At 63.5% G+C, this 18815-nt stretch carries 23 protein-coding genes; 12 read left to right on the top strand and 11 right to left on the bottom strand.

Annotated features, from left to right (window positions below; genetic code table 11):
- From CH292_RS01605 to CH292_RS01620, 4 genes are all read left to right on the top strand, one after another.
- A partial coding sequence (locus tag CH292_RS01605; RefSeq protein ID WP_373454664.1) for an AIM24 family protein occupies positions 1-845 on the top strand: 845 nt, incomplete at its 5' end.
- 41 nt (positions 846-886) lie between these two features.
- Complete coding sequence (locus CH292_RS01610; RefSeq protein WP_094653841.1) at positions 887-1924, top strand: endonuclease domain-containing protein; 1038 nt, start codon at positions 887-889, stop codon at positions 1922-1924.
- Complete coding sequence (locus CH292_RS01615) at positions 1914-2600, top strand: hypothetical protein (RefSeq protein WP_094653916.1); 687 nt, start codon at positions 1914-1916, stop codon at positions 2598-2600. Before CH292_RS01610 ends, CH292_RS01615 begins: the two co-directional genes overlap by 11 nt.
- Complete coding sequence (locus CH292_RS01620) at positions 2597-5743, top strand: helicase HerA domain-containing protein (RefSeq protein WP_255122662.1); 3147 nt, start codon at positions 2597-2599, stop codon at positions 5741-5743. Before CH292_RS01615 ends, CH292_RS01620 begins: the two co-directional genes overlap by 4 nt.
- Before the next feature lie 66 nt (positions 5744-5809).
- Here the strand turns inward: CH292_RS01620 and rpsQ are convergent, their stop codons facing one another.
- The 11 genes from rpsQ to rpsJ are packed head-to-tail and all read right to left on the bottom strand — an operon-like array spanning position 5810 to position 11093.
- Positions 5810-6088, bottom strand: a complete 279-nt coding sequence (rpsQ, locus tag CH292_RS01625; RefSeq protein ID WP_019663552.1) for a 30S ribosomal protein S17 — start codon at positions 6086-6088, stop codon at positions 5810-5812.
- Positions 6085-6330, bottom strand: a complete 246-nt coding sequence (gene rpmC, locus CH292_RS01630; RefSeq protein ID WP_019663551.1) for a 50S ribosomal protein L29 — start codon at positions 6328-6330, stop codon at positions 6085-6087. The genes rpsQ and rpmC overlap by 4 nt, the downstream gene beginning before the upstream one ends.
- Positions 6330-6746: a 50S ribosomal protein L16 gene (gene rplP / locus CH292_RS01635; RefSeq protein ID WP_019663550.1), complete on the bottom strand. Its 417-nt coding sequence runs from the start codon at positions 6744-6746 to the stop codon at positions 6330-6332. Before rplP ends, rpmC begins: the two co-directional genes overlap by 1 nt.
- Positions 6747-6748: 2 nt before the next feature.
- Complete coding sequence (gene rpsC, locus CH292_RS01640) at positions 6749-7552, bottom strand: 30S ribosomal protein S3 (protein WP_019663549.1); 804 nt, start codon at positions 7550-7552, stop codon at positions 6749-6751.
- A complete protein-coding gene (rplV, locus tag CH292_RS01645; protein WP_019663548.1) occupies positions 7552-7971 on the bottom strand; it encodes a 50S ribosomal protein L22 in 420 nt (139 codons plus the stop codon). Before rplV ends, rpsC begins: the two co-directional genes overlap by 1 nt.
- Positions 7968-8249 (bottom strand): 30S ribosomal protein S19, encoded by a 282-nt coding sequence (gene rpsS, locus CH292_RS01650; RefSeq protein ID WP_008718309.1) that lies wholly within the window; start codon positions 8247-8249, stop codon positions 7968-7970. The genes rplV and rpsS overlap by 4 nt, the downstream gene beginning before the upstream one ends.
- Before the next feature lie 13 nt (positions 8250-8262).
- On the bottom strand, positions 8263-9099 hold the full coding sequence (rplB, locus tag CH292_RS01655) for a 50S ribosomal protein L2 (RefSeq protein WP_019663547.1): 837 nt from the start codon (positions 9097-9099) through the stop codon (positions 8263-8265).
- 38 nt (positions 9100-9137) lie between these two features.
- The gene (gene rplW / locus CH292_RS01660; RefSeq protein WP_019663546.1) at positions 9138-9443 is read right to left on the bottom strand and encodes a 50S ribosomal protein L23; all 306 of its coding nucleotides are present in this window, start codon (positions 9441-9443) and stop codon (positions 9138-9140) included.
- Positions 9440-10111, bottom strand: a complete 672-nt coding sequence (gene rplD, locus CH292_RS01665; protein ID WP_019663545.1) for a 50S ribosomal protein L4 — start codon at positions 10109-10111, stop codon at positions 9440-9442. The genes rplW and rplD overlap by 4 nt, the downstream gene beginning before the upstream one ends.
- Positions 10108-10773: a 50S ribosomal protein L3 gene (gene rplC, locus CH292_RS01670; RefSeq protein WP_026347512.1), complete on the bottom strand. Its 666-nt coding sequence runs from the start codon at positions 10771-10773 to the stop codon at positions 10108-10110. The genes rplD and rplC overlap by 4 nt, the downstream gene beginning before the upstream one ends.
- Positions 10774-10787: 14 nt before the next feature.
- Complete coding sequence (gene rpsJ / locus CH292_RS01675; protein WP_003938093.1) at positions 10788-11093, bottom strand: 30S ribosomal protein S10; 306 nt, start codon at positions 11091-11093, stop codon at positions 10788-10790.
- A 483-nt stretch (positions 11094-11576) separates the two neighbouring features.
- Between rpsJ and CH292_RS01680 the strand changes: the two genes are divergently transcribed.
- From CH292_RS01680 to CH292_RS01715, 8 genes are all read left to right on the top strand, one after another.
- Positions 11577-12062, top strand: coding sequence for a hotdog fold domain-containing protein (locus CH292_RS01680; RefSeq protein WP_094653842.1), 486 nt, complete (start codon positions 11577-11579; stop codon positions 12060-12062).
- A 10-nt stretch (positions 12063-12072) separates the two neighbouring features.
- Positions 12073-12948, top strand: a complete 876-nt coding sequence (locus tag CH292_RS01685) for a prephenate dehydrogenase dimerization domain-containing protein (protein ID WP_094653843.1) — start codon at positions 12073-12075, stop codon at positions 12946-12948.
- A 17-nt stretch (positions 12949-12965) separates the two neighbouring features.
- Positions 12966-13919: a diiron oxygenase gene (locus tag CH292_RS01690; protein ID WP_094653844.1), complete on the top strand. Its 954-nt coding sequence runs from the start codon at positions 12966-12968 to the stop codon at positions 13917-13919.
- A gap of 132 nt (positions 13920-14051) precedes the next feature.
- Positions 14052-15023: a daunorubicin resistance protein DrrA family ABC transporter ATP-binding protein gene (locus CH292_RS01695; RefSeq protein WP_020111164.1), complete on the top strand. Its 972-nt coding sequence runs from the start codon at positions 14052-14054 to the stop codon at positions 15021-15023.
- A 23-nt stretch (positions 15024-15046) separates the two neighbouring features.
- Positions 15047-15865: an ABC transporter permease gene (locus tag CH292_RS01700; RefSeq protein ID WP_020111165.1), complete on the top strand. Its 819-nt coding sequence runs from the start codon at positions 15047-15049 to the stop codon at positions 15863-15865.
- A gap of 2 nt (positions 15866-15867) precedes the next feature.
- Positions 15868-16716, top strand: a complete 849-nt coding sequence (locus CH292_RS01705; protein ID WP_027498700.1) for an ABC transporter permease — start codon at positions 15868-15870, stop codon at positions 16714-16716.
- Between the two features lie 24 nt (positions 16717-16740).
- Complete coding sequence (locus tag CH292_RS01710; protein WP_094653845.1) at positions 16741-17637, top strand: glycosyltransferase family 2 protein; 897 nt, start codon at positions 16741-16743, stop codon at positions 17635-17637.
- A 254-nt stretch (positions 17638-17891) separates the two neighbouring features.
- On the top strand, positions 17892-18812 hold the full coding sequence (locus CH292_RS01715; RefSeq protein WP_020111169.1) for an alpha/beta fold hydrolase: 921 nt from the start codon (positions 17892-17894) through the stop codon (positions 18810-18812).
- Positions 18813-18815 lie beyond the last annotated feature (3 nt).

The raw sequence follows: 18815 nt of genomic DNA on the forward strand, positions 1-18815 counted from the left end.
GCAGTGGTCGTCCCGACGACGACGAGGGCGTAGATCTCGTTGGACGCCGTATCACTAAAAACAAAAGTCCGACCCCGACCCCCACCCCGACATCAGGAAGACACCTCCCTATGAGAAGCGAACTGTTCGCACCCGCCCACGCGGAAGTGCCCGGGGCCGGTATTCAGAAGCAGGGCAGCAAAATGTGTCGCATCGGTATGAACGGCGACATCATGGCCAGAGCTGGTTCTATGGTCGCGTATCAGGGTGATCTTCACTTCGAGGCGAAGGGCTCCGGCGGGCTCGGGCGGGCGCTCAAACAGGCATTGTCCGGTGAGGGCGTGCCCTTGATGAAGGTATCCGGCCACGGGGATCTGTTTCTCGCCAACGCCGCCCAGGACGTGCACCTCATCGATCTGGACGGTAACGACGGCCTCACGATCAACGGCGCCAACGTCCTGGCATTCGAGTCGAGCCTGTCCTACGACGTCAAACGCGTTCAGGGTGCTGCTTCCGGCGGAAACGCCGGTTTCTTCAACTGCGTCTTCACTGGACGCGGTCGGATCGCCATCACGACCGACGGAGTGCCGGTGGTTCTTCAGGTGGATCAGCCCACCTTCGCGGACCCGCAAGCCGCGGTCGCCTGGTCGTCGAGCTTGTCCACCCGCGTGAAGAAGAACGATTCTTTCGGCCTCGGGACACTGATCGGGCGCAGCACCGGCGAGCGGTTCACCTTGGAATTCGGTGGGCAGGGCTTCGTCGTGGTGCAGCCGTCGGAGCAGCCTCCAGGCGGGCTGATCGGGGGCAGCGGCAGCGGTGAACAGGCGGGCGTCGGCGGCGCGCTGGGAGGTCTGCTCGGCCGGTGACCGATCGGCATCGAGGCCGATTACTCGGTACGGTTCACGGGGTGGGGGAACACATCGAGTCGTGGTGGGCGGGGTTACCACTGGACCGTGTCGTGCGGCTGCACGGTTCGTCCGTTCGGGAACTGGCCGAATCCGTCGATCCTCTGCCCGCGGGGGCACCTGCGGTCGTGTTCTTCGCATTGCCTGCTGCACACACTCGTGGCGTCCGCGACCTCGTCGACGACGTCGTCAGCGCACTCGAACGAGCCGCCGTCGAGACGACCGCGCTGTGGCTCCCGGAGTCCGACCTGTTTCGCGGTACGTCCACGCTCGACGGTGACGCCAGAGGCGTCGCGGTTCGTCGACTAGCCGCCGAAAGTTCGCATTTCGGCCCATATCTGGAGAGGCTCACGAGTGCAGCAGCTACCGGGGTTTCGCCGAACGCCGATGGGATTCCACTGGAGACCAGAGCGTCAGGTTCTGCTTCCCTGGTGGCGGCTGCTTACGGCAAGCACTGCGCGGCGCTCGTGCTCGTGGTCGGTACCTCCTACGACCCGTCCGTCGTCGCCACAGCGAGTGAGTGGCTGTGCGCTCGCGCCGGCATCGGAGTCTGGATTTCAGGCGACGACGTGTCCGCCGTCGACAGATTTCCGTCGGTTCGTGTGACTGCGGCCGCCTTGCCGATCGGTGTGAGCACCGTGGTCGATCGATTCCGCCCGCTGAGCTATCCGCCGATCGTCGGGCACCCCCATCCCGGCAGCGAACCGGAGAAGATTCTCTGCCGAGCACTCGACAACCAGCCGTGGGCAACGGGCCGCGAGCACAACCGAGCAGTGCGACTCGGCTCGCTGTCGAGCCCCTTCACGGTGGACGTACTGTGGCGGACCGAACGCGTCGTCGTGGAGATCGATGGTGACGAACACCGTGCGGCAACGAAGTTCGGCGCGGACCGCATGCGAGACAACCAACTTCAGACCGAGGGATTTATCGTGTTGCGCTTCACCAACAGCCAGGTGATCGACGACCACGAGCATGTGGTCGCGACCGTCGGCGCAGCACTGGCACGACGACGATCGAAAGGAACTACCGTTGAGCGCTGATGACGTGACAGGCACCGAGGCCGCCGTCCTGCTGGTGTTGATGGCCGAGGCAACTGCGGTCAAGAATTCCGAGTTGAAGAACCTGGGACCCAGTCTCGACAAGCCGTCTCGTGACAAGTTGACGAAGATGGGCCTGATCGATGTAGACACCGCAGTGCGCCCGATGACGCTGGAGCTGACCGACGCAGGGTGGCGCTTCTGCAGTGATCTCATGGGTGGCGCTCCCCCGGCGCGACCGACCGGTGCGGGCAAGGCACTGTTCACTGTCCTGGCCGGACTGCGTCGTTGGCTCGATACGTCGCAGACCCGGCCCGCGGAGATCTTCTCCCCGCGCAGTGGGCCGACATCCGATGCGGTCGTCGACACGCAGTCTGCGGCCGAGCCAGCAGGGGTCGAGACAACAGGGGTCGAGCCAGTAGGGGTCGAGGCTCGCATCCGCGAAGCCTATGCCCGGTTGGCACCCGAGCCCGGACGACCGATTCGCCTCACCCGCCTGCGTACGGAGCTCTCCGACATCCCCCGAGACGAGCTCGACGACGCCCTTGTCCGCCTCCGGCGCGCGCCGGACGTGTCGTTGATCCCAGAGGAGAACCAGAAGACACTCTCCGATGCGGACCACGACGCAGCCGTCGTAGTCGGGAATCAGCGCAACCACCTTCTGGAGATCGAGCTGTGACACTGACGAGCAACGATGGGGCACGAGAGCAGATCCGAGCACTCGAATCGGTCCGGTTGAGCTGGGCGCCCACTCCCGACGACGTATGGCGTTCTCAATCGAACGTTCACGTCCCGGGCATGCACGAGCGAGTATTCGTCGAGGTGATGAACGCATACTCCGACGCCGAATCGTCGGACGATGCAAGCCCGCTCGGTGTCGTGGTCCGTGGGCCCGCGGGTTCCGGCAAGACACATCTGCTAGGCCAAGTCCGTGAAGAGGTGCAGAGTCGCGGTGGCTATTTCTTCCTGATTCGACTTCTCGACGCCGCGGGCTTCTGGCGCTCGACCCTGATGGGCATGCTCGACGATCTCATGCGTCCGTCCGGTGAGGGCACGGACAGCCAGCTGTCTTTGCTGCTCCGCAGGCTCTGCGAGATCGGACAGGTCTCCGACGAGCAGCGACATCAGATCATGGGCGAATCCATGATCGAACCGACCACACTCGACGAGTTCGTGACGGCTGTGTACAAGGTCCATCCCCGGCATCGTCGGACCTCGCAACACACACTCCGAGCGCTGGTTCTCTCGATTGCACCCGATGCGTCGGTGCAGGACCTCGGAGACGCGTACTTGCAGTCGATCGACGACGTCGACGCTCAGGAATTCGCGCCATGGGGTATTCGCCGGGCCGAGCTCGGACATCAGGGAATCGCCGAGAACATTTCTCGGCTTCTGGCGATCACCGGGCCGACGGTCCTCGCGATCGATCAGATCGACACACTCGTTGCGCAAGCGCGGACGGGATCGGATCAACAAGCCGCCGACGAACAAGAAGACAAAGTTGTCGAGCACCTCGCGCACGGGTTGATGTCACTCCGTGAGACGCTCCCGAGGACGGCATCGGTGCTGTCCGCCCTGTCGAGCGCATGGGAGCTCATCGCAGCACGTGGCGTCGCCCCGATGCGAGATCGTTTTCGGGTCACTCAGCCTCTCAAACCGATTCCCTCGTCCGAGGTCGGTCGACTTCTACTCGGGCGGCGACTGGCTGCGTGCTTCCTCGAAGCAGGGTTCGCGCCTCCACACCAGACGTGGCCGGTCGCTGCTCAGGCTTTCGACCAAGCCCCGGACTTCACACCGCGTCAGCTTCTCATCGCGGTGGACCGTCACATCAGGCACTGCCTCGACACCGGCGAGGCGTCGGAACTGACGTCCTTTGCCGATCGAACGGGCTCGGCGGCGCCAGGTGAACTCCCCCATGCGCGTCTCAGCGAACTCGATGCTCTCGACGAGCGCTACGCAGAACTTCGCCGCGGAGCCGACGTCTCGACGCCTCTGGTCCCCGATACGGAGGACTCTCTCGTCCCGGTTCTGCTGTCTGCGGGCCTCACCGCATGGATTCACGAGCACCAGTCTTCCGACGACAGCCTTGCCCAGGACCCGCCACCCAGCGGTAAGCCCGCTCTGCACGCCCGCCTACGCCACACCGTCGACACCGACACCGACGACGAGGAGCACTGGTGCTTCCGTGCGGTCACCTCGCCGAACGCCCGGGCTGCTCTCGCGCGCGTCGAGCGGGCCGTGTCGACGGCGGGCCTACACATCGACATGCCCCGTCGCCGTCTGATTCTCATCAGAAACGCGCCGTGGCCGTCGGGAGCGAAGACCGAGCAGACAATTGCCGCACTTCGCCGTGCAGGTGGCGTCGAGGTGCCGCTGTCCGAGGATGACCGACGCTCGCTGTCCGCGTTGAGCACGCTGGTGGCAGAGAATTCACCCGCGTTGACCTCGTGGTTGCTCGTGCGCAAACCCGCTCACTCGATCGAGCTGTTCAAGACTGTGTTGCCCGCGGTCAGCGTTGTCGACGACGACCGCGCCCTCATCGAACAGGAAGCGGAACCCCCGGCGCCCACTCTCGCAGTGTCGCCGGCCCGAGTCGCATCGATCTCGATCGGCCAGGAGACCAGTACCAACGCGGATGTCACGGTGCCTCTCGAAGCGCTGCGGAAGCACACCGCGATTTTCGCGGGCTCGGGTTCGGGCAAGACCGTGCTGATCCGTCGACTCATCGAAGAGTGTGCGCTGCAGGGCGTTTCGGCGATCGTCCTGGACGTGAACAACGACCTCGCGAGGTTGGGCACCCCCTGGCCCGCCGACGAACGCACATGGCCGCCCGGCGACGAGGCGAAAGCAGCCGCGTATCTGACCGACACCGACATCGTCGTCTGGACTCCCCGTAAGTCCAGCGGCCGCCCGCTAAGTTTTCAACCTTTGCCCGACTTCGCGGCCGTCGTGGGTGACCAGGACGAGTTCGACGCATCCGTCGAATCGGCCCTGTCTGCGCTCATTCCCGCCGCGATGGTCACGGGAGAGTCGCCGCGGGCAAAGCACGGCCGGGCCGTTCTCAAGCAGGCGCTCGTGCTGTTCGGCGGATCCGGCGGCGGGACACTCGGCAGCTTCGTCGACCTACTCGAAGACTTTCCCGAGGGTGCGAGCGACATGCGCGACGCAGTGCGCATTGCGTCCGGTCTCGCGGAAAATCTCAAGGCTGCTGCCTCGAACGATCCCCTCTTCGCCGGCGAGGGAACGCCTGTCGACCCTGGTGTGCTTCTGACCCCCGCCGCGGGTAAGAAAGCGCGGGTATCGGTGATCAATCTCGGCTGGCTGACGACGGACGAGCAGAAGCACAATTTCGTCAACCAGTTGCAGATGGGCCTGTTCGCCTGGATCAAGCGCAACCCCGCAGGAGATCGCCCACTCGGTGGGCTGTTCGTCATGGACGAGGCGCAGAACTTCGCCCCATCCGGCCGTACGACTGCGGCTACCAGAAGCACACTCGCGCTCGCGTCGCAGGCACGCAAGTACGGACTCGGACTGGTGTTCGCGACCCAAGCACCCAAAGGCTTGCATCCCCACATAGCCGGAAACGCGGCGACTCAGTTCTACGGTCTGCTCAACAGCCCGGTGCAGATCAACACCGCTCAGGAGATCGCTCGCGCGAAGGGTGGCTCGGTGCCCGACATTGCACGTCTGCCCACCGGCCAGTTCTACGCCGCAGTCGAGGGGACCGAATTCCGCAGAACAGCAACGGCACTTTGCCTGACGTACCACCCCAAGAGCCCTCCGACCGAGGAGGAAGTCCTGCGACTCTCCCGGGCGAACTGAACCATTCCAACGACACGAAAAAGCCCACTTCCGAAGGGAAGTGGGCTTTTTCGCAGCAGTGAATGCTTACTTGGCCTTTTCGAGGACCTCGACCAGTCGCCAGTGCTTCGTGGCGGACAGCGGGCGGGTCTCCATGAGCTGAACGCGATCGCCTACTCCGGCGTCGCCCTTCTCGTCATGTGCCTTGACCTTGGTGGTCCGACGGATGACCTTGCTGTAGAGAGGGTGCTTGACCCTGTCTTCCAGCTCGACCACGATCGTCTTCTCCATCTTGTCGGATACGACGTATCCGATGCGGGTCTTGCGGTTGTTGCGTCCTTCAGTCACAGTCTTTTCCTCGCTCATGCCGCGTCACCTGCAGTGTCGTCGGCAGGACCAGTGGCCAGACCGAGCTCACGCTCACGCAGGACGGTGTAGATGCGCGCGATCTCGTGACGAACGGTGCGCAGTCGACGGTTGTTGTCCAGCTGGCCGGTAGCCATCTGGAAACGAAGGTTGAACAGCTCTTCCTTCGACTCACGCAGCTTGGTGACCAGCTCTTCACCGGTGAGCTCGCGGAGCTCTGCGGCTGGGGTTCCGGTAGCCATCAGAACTGCTCCTCCCTGGTGATGATGCGTGCCTTCATCGGCAGCTTGTGGATTGCGCGCGTCAGGGCCTGACGTGCGACGGCCTCGTCGGGGAACGAGAGCTCGAAGAGCACGCGCCCCGGCTTGACGTTCGCGACCCACCACTCGGGCGAACCCTTACCGGAACCCATTCGGGTTTCGGCAGGCTTCTTGGTGAGCGGACGGTCCGGGAAGATGTTGATCCAGACCTTGCCGCCACGCTTGATGTGGCGGGTGATCGCAATACGGGAGGCCTCGATCTGACGGTTGGTGATGTAGGCAGGCTCGAGAGCCTGGATACCGTAGTCACCGAACGTCACGTGGTTGCCGCCCTTGGACGCACCCGATCGCTTCGGGTGGTGCTGCTTCCGGTGCTTGACCCGGCGTGGGATCAACATCGTCAGCCCTCCTGATTCGGCTCGGTCGAGGCCGGAGCCTCTGCGGATGCCGCACGGCCTGCCTCGGTGCTCGTCGCGGTGGTGCCCGAAGCACCGGAACGACGCGGACGCGAGGGACGCTCACGGCGCGGGCGATCGTTGCCTGCAGCAGGTGCAGCGGCGGCCAGCTCACGACGGCCACCGACGATGTCGCCCTTGTAGATCCAGACCTTCACGCCGATACGGCCGAAGGTGGTCTTTGCCTCGTACAGGCCGTAGTCGATGTCCGCACGAAGCGTGTGCAGGGGCACACGGCCTTCGCGGTAGAACTCCGAGCGTGACATCTCGGCGCCGCCGAGACGGCCGGAGCACTGGACACGGATGCCCTTGACATTCGGCTGACGCATGGCCGACTGAATGGCCTTACGCATTGCACGACGGAAAGCGACGCGGTTGCTGAGCTGCTCTGCAACACCCTGAGCCACGAGCTGAGCCTCGGACTCGGCGTTCTTGACCTCGAGGATGTTCAGCTGGACCTGCTTGCCGGTCAGCTTCTCGAGAGCTCCGCGGATGCGGTCGGCCTCGGCGCCACGACGACCGATGACGATGCCCGGACGTGCCGTGTGGATGTCCACGCGGACACGGTCACGGGTGCGCTCGATCTCGACCTTCGCGATACCTGCGCGCTCCATGCCGGTGGCGAGGAGCTTGCGGATGGCGACGTCTTCCTTGACGTACTCCGAGTACTGCTTGTCTGCGTACCAGCGCGACTTCCAGTCAGTGGTGATACCCAAGCGGAAGCCGTGCGGGTTGATTTTCTGACCCACTACTGAGCCCCTTCCTTGGACGCCTGGCCCTTACGACGGTTACGACTTGTTCCGCCGGTCTTGGGCAGGCTCTCGACGATCACCGTGATGTGGCTGGTGCGCTTGCGGATCCGGAAAGCACGACCCTGAGCGCGCGGCTGGAATCGCTTGCCCGTCTTGCCCTCGTCGACGAACGCGGTCGCGACGATCAGCGTGCTGGGGTCGAGATCCAGGTTGTTCTCTGCGTTGGCCGCTGCGGAGGCGATCACCTTGGCGACCGGCTCGCTGGCTGCCTGCGGCGCGAACTTCAGGATGTTGAGCGCGTCCTCGACGGAGCGCCCGCGAACCAGATCCACGACGCGACGAGCCTTCATGGGCGTGACGCTGACGTGCTTCGCGACGGCCTTGGCAGTCGGGTTGGCGGTTTCGGTGTTGCTCATCGCCTCTTCGCCTTCCGGTCGTCCTTGATGTGACCCTTGAACGTGCGGGTCGGTGCGAACTCTCCGAGCTTGTGGCCGACCATCGAGTCGGACACGAACACCGGCACGTGCTTGCGACCGTCGTGGACGGCGAAGGTGTGACCGATGAAGTCGGGGAGAATTGTCGATCGACGGGACCAGGTCTTGATGACCTGCTTGGTTCCCTTGTCGTTCTGGACGTCAACCTTCGCGAGGAGGTGATCGTCTACGAACGGGCCTTTCTTCAGGCTGCGTGGCATTCTGAACTCCCTCCTAGCGCTTGTTCTTGCCGGTACGACGACGACGGACGATCAGCTTGTCGCTCGCCTTGTTCTTGCGGGTACGGCCTTCAGGCTGTCCCCAGGGGCTGACCGGGTGGCGTCCACCGGAGGTCTTGCCCTCGCCACCACCGTGCGGGTGGTCGACCGGGTTCATCACGACACCACGAACGGTCGGGCGCTTGCCCTTCCAACGCATACGGCCGGCTTTACCCCAGTTGATGTTCGACTGCTCGGCGTTGCCGACCTCGCCGACGGTTGCGCGGCAGCGCACGTCGACGCGACGGATCTCGCCGGACGGCATACGCAGGGTCGCGTAGGGGCCTTCCTTACCGAGGAGCTGGATGCTCGCGCCGGCCGAACGTGCCATCTTCGCGCCGCCGCCCGGACGAAGCTCGACCGCGTGAACGGTCGTACCCGTCGGGATGTTGCGCAGCGGCAGGTTGTTGCCCGGCTTGATGTCGGCGCCTGCACCCTGCTCGATGGGCGAACCCTGAGCGATGCCCTTGGGGGCGACGATGTAGCGCTTCTCGCCGTCTGCGTAGTGCAGCAGTGCGATGTTGGCGGTGCGGTTGGGGTCGTACTCGATGTGAGCGACCTTGGCCGGCACGCCGTCCTTGTCGTTGCGACGGAAATCGATCAGACGGTATGCACGCTTGTGACCGCCACCCTTGTGCCGGGTGGTGATACGACCGTGTGCGTTACGTCCACCGCGACCGTGCAGGGGGCGAATCAGCGACTTCTCGGGCGTGCTGCGAGTGATCTCCGCGAAATCGGAGACACTGGCGCCGCGGCGGCCCGGAGTGGTCGGCTTGTACTTACGGATTGCCATGAGTCTTCTCGTCCTTATATCCGAAGAGTCCCAGTCGCTTACGCGACCGGACCTCCGAAGATCTCGATGGGCTTGCTGTCGGCGGAGAGCGTCACGAGCGCGCGCTTGGTGTCCTTGCGCTTGCCGTAACCGGTGCGGGTCCGCTTGCGCTTGCCCTGACGGTTCTGCGTGTTGACGCTGGTCACAGTGACGTCGAAGATCTTCTCGACGGCAATCTTGATCTGCGTCTTGTTCGAATCCGGGTGCACCAGGAAGGTGTAGGTGCCTTCCTCGATCAGTCCGTAGGACTTCTCGGAAATGACCGGTGCAAGCAGGATGTCGCGGGGATCGGCGATGGTGGTCACTTGCTTCCCTCCTCGTTCTTCGCAGGCCCTGCGATGAACGTGTTCAGCGCTTCCACGCTGAAGACGACGTCATCGGCTTCGAGCACGTCGTACGTGTTGAGCTGATCGGGTGCGATGGGGTGCACGCCGTCCAGGTTCTGAACGCTCTTCCACGCTGCAACGTCCTCGCGGCCGACAACAAGAAGAAGCTTCTTGCGATCGGAGATCTCACCGAGGAAGGACTTCGCGACCTTGGTCGACGGAGTCTGTCCGGCAACCAGTTCGGTGATCACGTGCAGACGCTCGCTGCGAACCCGATCGGAGAGCGCACCGCGCAATGCAGCTGCCTTCATCTTCTTGGGGGTGCGCTGGCTGTAGTCGCGCGGCTGCGGTCCGTGGACCGTGCCACCGCCGACGAACTGAGGAGCGCGAGTCGAGCCCTGACGAGCCCGGCCGGTGCCCTTCTGCCGGTACGGCTTCTTGCCGCCACCGCGAACCTCGCCACGAGTCTTCGTGGAGTGAGTTCCCTGACGAGCAGCAGCGAGCTGAGCCACGACGACCTGGTGCAGAAGCGCGATGTTGGCAGGCGCATCGAAGATCTCGGCGGGGAGATCGACGGTGCCGTTGGTCTTGCCGCCGGCTTCCTTGACGTCGAGCGTCAGGTTGGTCTTCTTCTCGAGGCTGGTCATGCCCGAGCACCACCCTTCAATGCAGACTTGACGATCACGACATTGCCGCGACGGCCCGGGATTGCTCCCTTGATCAAGAGCAGACCGTTCTCGCTGTCCACCTTGTGGACCGAGAGGTTCTGCGTGGTAACGCGGTCGCCACCCATGCGGCCGGACATACGCATTCCCTTGAAGACGCGACCGGGAGTGGCGCAACCGCCGATGGATCCCGGACGACGGTGCACGGCCTGGGCGCCGTGGCTTGCGCCCTGGCCCTTGAATCCGTGGCGCTTCATGGTGCCGGCGAAGCCCTTGCCCTTGCTGGTGCCGGTGACGTCGACGAAAGCGCCGTCCTCGAACACTGCAGCGGTGAGCTCCTGGCCGACCTCGAACTGCGAGGCGTCGGCGACGCGGATCTCCACGACATGGCGGCGAGGCGTGACGCCTGCCTTCTCGAACTGGCCGGTGGTCGGCTTGTTCACCTTGCGGGGATCGATCGCGCCGAAGGCGACCTGGACGGCGCTGTAGCCGTCGCGCTCCTGCGTGCGGATCTGGGTGACCACGTTGGGTCCGGCCTTGATCACGGTCACGGGAACGACGCGGTTGTTCTCGTCGAAGACCTGAGTCATTCCGAGCTTGGTGCCCAGAATGCCTGTGGCAGGCCGATTCTTGTTATCAGTCATCGTTGTCTCCGCGCTCACTGGATGTTGACGTCGACACTGGCAGGCAGATCGATGCGCATGAGCGCGTCGACCGTCTTCGGCGTCGGGTCGAGGATGTCAATGAGCCGCTTGTGAGTACGCATCTCGAAGTGTTCGCGCGAATCCTTGTACTTATGGGGCGAACGGATGACGCAGTACACGTTCTTTTCGGTCGGCAACGGCACCGGTCCGACGACGCGGGCACCCGTACGGGTGACCGTCTCGACGATCTTGCGCGCTGACGCGTCGATCGCCTCGTGGTCGTAGGCCTTGAGCCTGATGCGGATCTTTTGTCCCGCCACGCTTAGTGTCCTTTTCTTGCCGCTTGTCGTGAAGCCGGCCTCATGGCCTGCTCCACCTCGTCTGCACAGTCCCCGAGCCGCTCGGCGAAAACCGAGGAGACTCGAACTGCCCTCGTGCTCACACGACGAACCGAACGTTGGCGATCAGGAAGGACCCGATCCGTTGCCGCTGTTCATCTGTCATGGTTCTCCGGTCCACGCGGTCGGGCGTGTCGTATTTCTACTGACACTTCTTTCCGCTTGCTCTTCTTCGATGACCGGGTGCGCGAGGCGTTCCTTCATCTCCGAGCCGGCAAACCGAACGCACTCACGTGGAGTGCTGGTCCTGTTCTGCTCTTACCTGGCGAAGGCCGCACGAAAGCGCGTCCCGTGTCCAGGCAACCCGACCAGTATGCCGTAGACCGCGCCGGAGCACAAATCCCTCTCGATGCGGATTCGTCGCACGCGGAACCCGCGCACCTTACTCGGCAGTAAGATACGCGCATGACCGCCACCAGCACTACCTACGGCCTGTGGAAGAAGCTCCCCGACAACGTCGTCGGGCAGACGATCTTCTCCATCGGCATGTGTCTCAGGGTCCCGTACTTCGGATCCGTCCTCCCCCGCGTGAAGTCCCTCGAGCCAGGTCGTTGCGAGGTGACTGCCCCGAAGTGGTGGGGAATCAGGAACCACTTGGGCACATTTCACGCGATCGCCGCGTGCAATCTCGCCGAGGTGGCCATGGGCATGCTCGCCGAAGCGACGGTGCCACCGACGCATCGCTGGATCCCGAAGGAGATGACGGTGCGCTATCTGACCAAGGCCACCACATCACTGACCGCGGTAGCCCTGCTCGATTCACCCGATTGGGCAACCGTCACGGAGGGTTCGGACGTCGTCGTGCCGGTGTCGATTCGCGACAGCGCCGGAGTCGAGGTCGTCCACGCGGACATCACCATCTGGATCTCCGCCGCGAGCCGACAGCGGTGATACTCGACGAATGAAGTCGAATGACGCTGTCGTGGTCGGTGGCCGTGGAGCCGTCGGCACCCTTCTGGCCGGGCTCCTCGTCTCCGACGGGCTGTCCGTCGTCACCGTGGATGTCGACGCAACCGGCGATCCGCAGCACGGCTGTGACCATGTGCAGGGCAACATCGTCGATCCGGACGACACGCTCCGCGAGTTGTTGGCGTCGACGACCGTCGTCGTCCTGGCGGTCCCGGAATCGGTAGCTCTTGCCGCGCAGGTACCGGATTCCGGCCGGGACATACTGCTGGTCGAAACACTGTCGGTGAAGTCCCGATTCGCCTCCTCGGTCGAGGCTCGGTGGACGCATGCCTCCGTGCTCGGTATCAATCCGATGTTCGCTCCGTCCCTCGGGATGGACGGACGCCCTGTCGCGGCGGTCGTCCACCGGGACGGCCCCCGCGTCGGCGAATTTCTTGCTCGTCTCGAAACGTGGGGCGGGCTGATCGTGCGAGTGAACGCCGACGAGCACGACCGGGTGGCTGCCGCAACGCAGGCTCTGACCCACGCTGCTGTGCTGGCGTTCGGATCTGCTCTCGCCTCGCTCGACGTCGACCCGGCGCTCGTGCACGCTCTCGCCCCTCCCCCTGCTCGTACCGCCCTGGCATTACTGGCTCGGGTGACGGGCGGTGAACCGGAGGTCTACTGGGATGTGCAATCCGGAAACCCCCATGCGGTGACCGCGCGGTCCGCGCTGGCGTCGGCGATGTCCCAGTTGAATTCGGTCGTCGAGGACGGCGTAGTGCCTGACTTCGAGAAGTTCCTCGATCGCGCCGAGTCCGGCCTACCCGATCCCGCCGGATACGCGGCTCTCTGCGCTCGACTCTTCGGTATCGTGCGAGAACAATGACGTGAGGAGAACCGGTCATGATCGACAATCCATCACTGCCCGAGTACGACCCGGACGATCCAGTGGAGAGCGCGATCGTGTCGAGGCTGGCCGGCAACTGGGCCAATCGGGCCACGGTCAAGAAGCCCGAACCCGAACTGGACGACCTGTTCGACCATGCCAAGCACGACTTCCCGGAAGCTCTGATCCCGTTTGCGGAACACGACGTGTACCTCTCGCTGCCGGACGAGAAGCGGAAACGGATCCGGGCCTGGGGCTGGATCGCGTTCAACAAGAACGTCATGGACGTGGAACAGCACGTGGTCAATCCGGGCTTCTCACTCCTTGCCCAGGACGTGTTCGACACCGGAATGGGTGACGTCCTCGCGATCGCTGTCACGCAGGCGATGGTCGACGAGCAGTACCACACCCTCATGCATCTGAACGCGAGCGCGCTCACCCGTCGTCAGCGCGGATGGGCGATGCCCGAGCGACAACTCCCGTTCAGCGCGACAGTCCGTGCTCAACGCGCCGCGCAGCTCGGTGCGGCGAACTCCGGAGCTGCTGCATTGAGCGCCCTCGCGTACACGACTGTCGCGGAGATCTCGATAACCTCCTACCTGGACTTGATCGAGGACGACGACATCATCCAACCGGTGAATCGCGCAACGGTGAAGCTCCACAATCGCGACGAGTACTGCCATGCCTCGATCGCCGACGAGATGGCCAAGATCGTCTTCGGCACACTGGACGACCGTGATCGCAGACTGTTCCTCGACGGCCTCGCCCAGGGCATGAAGGCGTTCTCGAGCACGGACTTCTCGACGTGGGAAGCAATTCTCGGTGCCGAGAAAGTCGACGGATTCGAGGCGATGCTTCGCGACATCGTCGACGACGGGAGCCGGGAGCACCTCGTCCAGGACTACAGCGGCATTCGATCTCTGTGCCGCGAACTGGACGTCGAGGACGAAATTGGAATCGAGTGGTCGTGAGCGATGTGAAATCGCCGTCTTTCCCGGCAGGTAACATTTCGGTCCGGTGCCTGGATTGAACTGACGGGTACGCGCTCACCGAATCCCTTCTTCAGAAGAACCCGACTGCACCACCGACCGCACGGAGTATCGATGCCCTTTCCCGAGGACGTAGCTGTACTGGTCGAAGACGTCCACAAATCTTTCGACGACGTGCACGCCCTCCGAGGCATCAGCTTCTCGGCTCCCAAGGGGACCGTTCTCGGAATACTCGGCCCCAACGGCGCTGGTAAGACGACCACGGTCAAAGTTCTGGCGACACTGATCAAACCGGACACCGGCAGGGCACTCGTCGCGGGCCACGACGTCGTGACCGATGCACCTGCGGTCCGCAGGTCCATCATGATGACGGGCCAGTACGCCGCCCTCGACGACACTCTGTCCGGACGGGAGAACATCGAGCTGTTCGGTCGACTGATGGGCCTGGACAAGAAGGCGTCGAAGGCCCGCGCCCACGCGTTGCTCGAGGAATTCGACCTGGCGGACACCGGCAAACGACCGGTGCGCGGATACTCCGGTGGAATGCGCCGCCGCATCGACATCGCATGTGGTCTGGTCGTTCGTCCGGAGGTCGTGTTTCTCGACGAACCGACGACGGGGCTGGATCCGCGCAGCCGTCAGGGCGTCTGGTCACTGGTCGAGGCACTCAAAGCGCAGGGCATCACCGTGCTGCTCACCACGCAGTACCTGGAGGAAGCCGACGTTCTGAGCGACAACATCATCGTCATCGACAAGGGAACGGTGATCGCGGAGGGAACGTCGGATCAGCTCAAGGCGATGACGGGAGGCAACTTCTGTGAAGTTGTCCCGGTCGATCCGAATCGCCTGCCGGAGGTTGTGAGGATTCTGGGCGAATTGGTGCCCGGCGTCGTGGCACGGGAACTCGCGCCCGGCGCAGACCGCGTCTCCATCCCTGCTCCGGACGGTGCTGCCACTTTGTCCGAGGTTCTTCGTCGAATCGACCATGCAGGCATTCCCTTGGCGGACATCGCACTGCGCCGGCCGTCTCTGGACGACGTCTTTCTCTCCCTGACCGGCCACTCCAACACCGCCGCCACGCAGTGACCACGACTTCTCGAGACTCGACGGTGGCTGCTGCCTCGACCTCGGCAACGCCGACCGGCCGCACCCGTGCCAAGGCTCGTTTCGAGCCCTCGGGGTTCGTACAGTGGAAAGTCCTCACCGCGCGGACAGTCCGAACCATGGTCCGCAAAGGTGAGCTGTTCATCGCAGTCCTCGCACCCCTGATCTTCACGCTGGGCTTCTTCCTGCCGCTGAAGTTCGTCATGCAGTTCCAGGGGATCGACTACGCGCAGTTCCTCATGCCGATCATCGTTCTGCAGGCAATGGCGTTCACTGCGATTTCCTCGGCGCAGCGAGCCTCGACGGAGACCCTGACGGGTCTGTCCACCCGCCTGAAGACCATGCCGGTCGTCATCGGCGCTCCTCTCATGGCACGAATGACGAGTGCGTTCCTCCGGTCGACGGTGACTCTGACTGCCGCTCTGATCTACGGGCACGTCATCGGGTTTCGATTCAGCGCGGGGTTCGACCAGGCCGTCATGTTCGGCGCCATGGCGCTGGCAATCAGTACCGTGCTGTCCTTCGGCGCCGATGCGATCGGAACTCTCTCGAAGAGCCCGGAAGCCACCAGTCAGGCGCTGACGTTGCCGCAGTTGATCCTGGGTATGGCGTCGACAGGGTTCGTTCCGGAGTCCGGCTTTCCCGAGTGGATTCGCCCGTTCGTGCGTAATCAGCCGATTTCACAGTTCGCGGCAGCGATGAGGGACATGGCCGACGGGACGGTCCAGCTGTCGGTCGTGCTCCCCGCCGTTCTCTGGATCGTCGGCCTTACCCTTGTGCTCGTTCCACTTGCCCTGTGGGCGAGCCTGCGACGGAGAGACTGATCATGACCGACATTCAGCCGCGCGCCGCTACCCGTGAGACGTTCGGGTTTCCGGAGCCCACGACGATGCTGCCGGAGTCGTCGGCACGTGCTCTGTTCGTCCACAGCACCATCCAGTGCACTCGCTTGCTCAAGCGTTGGTCGAGAGACCCTACGACCATGATTCAGGCCATGCTCTACCCGGCATTGATGCTTCTGATGTTCCGAGTGGTACTCGGGGACTCGATTTCGATGGCCACCGGGCAGCCCGCCGTGTACGGCCAGGTGCCTCTCATCGTGCTCATCGGCGCAATGTTCGGCTCCATCGTCAGTGCAGTGGGCCTCAAGCAAGAACGCATGAACGGGTTGCTGCCGCGTTTCTGGACTCTGCCCACCCACCGTGCAGCCGGCTTGGTGGGTCGGATGATGGCCGAGGCCGTGCGTGTGTTCGTGACCACGCTGGTGATCATCGCCATGGGGTTCGCGCTCGGATTCCGGCTCAACCAGGGCTTGCTGGCCGGACTGGGCCTCGTGCTTCTACCCATCGCGTTCGGGATCGGGTTCGCGGTCCTGGTGACGTTTCTGGCCACCGTGTCACGAGACGCGCCGCTGGTCGAGTTGGTCTCGATTCTGTGCACTCTGCTGCTCTTCTTCAACTCCGGGTTCGTGCCGGTGGCGGCGTACCCGACTTGGCTGCAGCCTGTGGTTGCAGCGCAGCCCATGTCGTGTGCGGTGGATGCGATGCGTGCCTTCGCTCTGGGCGGACCGACACTGACGCCCGTCCTGCAGACTCTCGCGTGGTCCTTCGGTCTGGTGATCGTGTTCCTCTACCCGGCCATCCGCGGTTACCGTCAGGCGTCCAGTTCCGCCTGAGCAGTTTTCTTTTATGCTGTCGATATGACAATCGACGCGCACCGAACTGTTCGCCCGACTGTTTCCGTCGTAATTCCGATGAATGGAATTCTCAGCCAACTCGACGAACAACTCGACGGATTGGCACAGCAAAATTATTTGGGGGAATTCGAAGTCGTAGTAGCCGACAACGGAGTCGGCGATTTACTGAGGCGCCACATATCCGACCATTCGCTCAATACTCGTATGAAAATTCAGTACATCGACGCTTCCGAGCAGGCAGGTGTGTCGTTCGCCCGAAACTGCGGCGCACGGCACGCATCGGGCGAATTTCTCGCCTTCTGTGATGCGGACGACATAGTCCACGAGAACTGGATCAGTTCACTTGTCGGCTTCGCGCAGGATTTCGACGTCGTCGGAACGGCTGTGGAGACCGCGGGAATCAACACCGCGAAGGCAATGTCCTGGACGCCGTCCATGCCCGCCGAGCGGCAGGGACGGACCACGTTTCTGCCTCACGCCATCGGCGCCAGCATGGGGGCCTGGACGGGCGTGTGGCGTGACCTGGGAGGGATGGACACCTCCTATCACGCCAGCGAGGACGTCGAGTTCTGCTGGCGAGCACAATTGGCCGGGTACACCTTCGGATTCCTACCGGTGGCCGAGGTCGCCTACAGGCTGCGCGAGGAGTTGCGGCCATTGCTTCGGCAGTCCTACAAGCTGGGGTACGGATTCGCGAGGCTGCAGGGCGAATACCGCGCCCGAGGCTGCCCTCCGGTCAGCGTTCGGCGGGTCGCTTACTGGTGGACGCTACTGATACTGGGAAATCCTCTGGTTCCCTCATTCGTCACCAAAGTTTCACGCGGCCAATGGGCACGAGCGGTTGCCGCGCATGCCGGTGAGGTGCGTGGAGGCTTGAAATATCACACTTTCGGCTGGTAGCCATTTGCATTTACCCGCATGTCTCGCAATGCTGGGTAGATGTGCCGATCCGACGGGCGACAATTGTCGCTCTCTCCGATGACGGCATCGGACGCGCTTCTGCTGGACACAGAACTGGTCGAAGCGACCTGAAGCAAACTGCAGGGGATGGACGAACCGCAGTGGACCAACCAACAAGGAGCAAGCAGTTGAACGCATGCGTACGACGCGGCCGAGCTTTCTTCACGACGCGGTCACTACGTGCACTCGTTTCAATGTGTGCCCTGGTCGGACTCGCTGCTGTGATCGGCGCACCGACTGCGTCCGCGCAGCCGGGAGTCGAACCAGAGCCGTTGTCCCTGGAGCGCATGGGTACGCCTCCCGAAGGCGCGAACGACTTCTCGTGCAAGCCCTCCGAAGCGCATCCTCGCCCGGTCATCCTGGTCCACGGAACCGACACCGACATGCAGGAGAGCTGGCCGAAACTTTCGCCCGAGCTCGCTGGTCAGGGCTACTGCGTGTTCGCTCTCAACTACGGCGCGATGCCGGTGATGTGGGACCACAGTCGCCTCGTCTGGGGAATCGACGACATCGAGCAGTCAGCGAGCGAGCTCGGCCAATTCGTCGACTTGGTCCTGTCGAGCACCGGCGCTTCCCAGGTCGATCTCGTCGGACATTCGCAGGGAGGCACGGTCTCGCGGCAGTACCTCAAGTTCAACGGTGGTGCCGATGCATCCGACGCGTCGCGCAGCAAGGTGAACCAGGTCATCACTCTCGGCGCCACCAACCACGGAACCAGCTTCAACGGGCTGCAGCAGCTGTACCTCCTCGCGGCATCGTTCGGGCTTCCCCGCGATCTGACGTCGCAACTGGTGTTCGGAATCGCGGGCACACAACAGCTCATCGGTTCGCCCTTGTTGAAGAAGCTCAACGCCGGTAGCGAAGTCATGCCCGGTGTCGAGTACACCGTGATCGCAACCCGCAAGGACGAGGTCGTGACGCCTCCGGAGCGAACCTTCCTGAACGACGGCGGTACCGGCCAGGTGAAGAACGAGTGGGTCCAGGACATCTGCCCCGGCAACACGGCGTCGCACATGGGTCTGACGCGTGATCCGGATGTGTTCTACATGATCAGTCGCGCGTTGGATCCCACGTACCCGGACTCGCACCCCTTGGAGTGCGCTCCACAGTCCTGACCC

Origin of the sequence: Rhodococcus sp. 14-2470-1a, assembly GCF_002259425.1 — a bacterium.
GTDB lineage: Bacteria > Actinomycetota > Actinomycetes > Mycobacteriales > Mycobacteriaceae > Rhodococcoides > Rhodococcoides fascians_E.

Coding starts and splice junctions, on each gene's coding strand:
- rpsQ (WP_019663552.1), bottom strand. CDS start 6,088: ATGAGCGAGGAAAAGACTGTGACTGAAGGACGCAACAACCGCAAGACC.
- rpmC (WP_019663551.1), bottom strand. CDS start 6,330: ATGGCTACCGGAACCCCAGCCGCAGAGCTCCGCGAGCTCACCGGTGAA.
- rplP (WP_019663550.1), bottom strand. CDS start 6,746: ATGTTGATCCCACGCCGGGTCAAGCACCGGAAGCAGCACCACCCGAAG.
- rplV (WP_019663548.1), bottom strand. CDS start 7,971: ATGAGCAACACCGAAACCGCCAACCCGACTGCCAAGGCCGTCGCGAAG.
- rpsS (WP_008718309.1), bottom strand. CDS start 8,249: ATGCCACGCAGCCTGAAGAAAGGCCCGTTCGTAGACGATCACCTCCTC.
- rplB (WP_019663547.1), bottom strand. CDS start 9,099: ATGGCAATCCGTAAGTACAAGCCGACCACTCCGGGCCGCCGCGGCGCC.
- rplD (WP_019663545.1), bottom strand. CDS start 10,111: ATGACCAGCCTCGAGAAGAAGACCAACCTGACGCTCGACGTCAAGGAA.
- rplC (WP_026347512.1), bottom strand. CDS start 10,773: ATGACTGATAACAAGAATCGGCCTGCCACAGGCATTCTGGGCACCAAG.
- CH292_RS01680 (WP_094653842.1), top strand. CDS start 11,577: ATGACCGCCACCAGCACTACCTACGGCCTGTGGAAGAAGCTCCCCGAC.
- CH292_RS01685 (WP_094653843.1), top strand. CDS start 12,073: ATGAAGTCGAATGACGCTGTCGTGGTCGGTGGCCGTGGAGCCGTCGGC.
- CH292_RS01690 (WP_094653844.1), top strand. CDS start 12,966: ATGATCGACAATCCATCACTGCCCGAGTACGACCCGGACGATCCAGTG.
- CH292_RS01695 (WP_020111164.1), top strand. CDS start 14,052: ATGCCCTTTCCCGAGGACGTAGCTGTACTGGTCGAAGACGTCCACAAA.
- CH292_RS01705 (WP_027498700.1), top strand. CDS start 15,868: ATGACCGACATTCAGCCGCGCGCCGCTACCCGTGAGACGTTCGGGTTT.
- CH292_RS01710 (WP_094653845.1), top strand. CDS start 16,741: ATGACAATCGACGCGCACCGAACTGTTCGCCCGACTGTTTCCGTCGTA.
- CH292_RS01715 (WP_020111169.1), top strand. CDS start 17,892: ATGTGTGCCCTGGTCGGACTCGCTGCTGTGATCGGCGCACCGACTGCG.